1 pseudogene is annotated in these 1,910 nt (G+C 32.4%); it reads left to right on the forward strand.

Annotation, left to right across the window (positions count from 1 at the left end):
- A pseudogene (locus JO950_RS14520) lies at positions 1-1,910 on the forward strand (hypothetical protein); the annotation flags it as partial.

Below are 1,910 nucleotides of genomic sequence, written 5' to 3' on the forward strand. Positions count from 1 at the left end.
ACTGGATAATCTTGACATCAGCAATAATTATATTACACAGCTTGACATTTCGAAAATTCCAACTTTACGTTATCTAAATACTGACTATACAAAACTTATGACATTAGATCTTTCCTCTAACCCAGCGTTAGTTGGATTACTATGTAATAATTCGGCTTTGATAAGTTTGAATCTAAAAAATGGACAAAACCAATTAATTGCAGCGCAAAGCATAAACTTTAAAGGAAATCCGGATTTAACTTGTATTCAGGTTGATGATGCGGTATTCTCTACTGCAAACTGGTCTGCCGCCAAAGATACTATTGTCAATTATTCAAACGAATGTCCTACTAATCTGTATACACTAATTCCTGACAGTAATTTCGAAAAAGCTCTTATTACTTTAGGGATTGATTCAGGAATTCCTGACGGAAAAGTTTTGACTTCAAACGTTTCTTCTGTAACAAAATTAGATTTAGGAACCAATACAACCATTACAGATCTAACCGGAATACAGAATTTTACTGCACTAAGACACCTAATTTGTCATGGGGATTCTGGTAATGCAAGTGCTGGAGGAAACGGAAAACTAAAAACACTCGATGTTTCTAAAAACATCAACCTAACGGTTCTTGATTGCTCTAGTAACCAACTTACAAGTTTAGATGTAACTCATAATCCTTTATTACGTTCATTAATTTGCCGTGTAAATAAACTAACCAAAATTGATGTTTCTCAAAACACAAAACTAAATGATTTTAATATAGACAGTAATAACATTACAGCGCTTAATGTCTCAGAAATTCCAACTTTAAGTGTCCTGAGTGCTAACTACACAAAACTTACGACATTAGATCTTTCCTCTAACCCAGCGTTAACTGGAATACTTTGTTACAATTCGGCTTTGACAAGTTTAAATCTAAAAAATGGACAAAACCAATTAATTGCATCGCAAAGCATTAGATTTAAAGGAAATCCAAATTTAGCCTGCATACAGGTTGATAATGTCGCTTACTCAAATGCCTATTGGGGTGCCGCAAAAGATGCATTGGTAAATTATGCTAACGATTGTCCGTCAACCACTTTATATACTCTTATTCCGGATATTAACTTTGAAAATAGATTAATTTCACTAGGAATTGATTCAGGGGTAGCCGATGGAAAAGTTTTAACTACAAAGATTAATACCGTAACAACTTTAGATGTTTCATCGTCAAACTTATCAAGTCTGACGGGAATTGAAGGTTTTGTCGCCTTGAAAAAATTAGACTGTTTCAACAATCAATTAACCACTTTAAACTTATCCCAAAATACGGCATTAGAAATCGTAACCTGCCAATTGAATAAATTGTCAAATATAGATATCTCTAAAAATACTGCCTTGAACGAATTTACATGCAACAGAAATTCATTAACAACTTTAGACGTTTCTAACAATTCAAATTTAAGGCTTTTAGATTGTGGCGAAAACAAATTAACTAACCTAGACATTAGTAAAAACAGCTCGTTAGAAATTGTATTCTGCCTTAAAAATGAATTGACCACTTTAGATTTTTCTAATAACCCTAAGTTAATTACCTTAAATTGCGATTATAATCTTCTGCAAACCCTCAATGTATCAGCAAATACTAATTTGGGCCTTTTGTCTTGTCATACCAATCAATTGGCAGCTTTAGATGTCTCAAAAAACCAATTATTAGAGACGGTATACTGCGGTGAAAATTTATTGAAGACTATAGACGTTACTAAAAACTTAAATTTAAAGGCCTTAGGTTGCCAAAAAAATCAATTAACAAATATTGATATTTCAAAAAATACTGGATTAGGCTATCTTAATTGTTCTAATAATCAACTAACAAACTTAGACGTAACCCAGAATCCCAATTTATCTTCGATACATTGCTATTTTAATCAATTAAAAACGGTAGATG

Source organism: Flavobacterium sp. UGB4466, from assembly GCF_903469665.1.
In the GTDB taxonomy this organism is placed as follows: domain Bacteria; phylum Bacteroidota; class Bacteroidia; order Flavobacteriales; family Flavobacteriaceae; genus Flavobacterium; species Flavobacterium lipolyticum.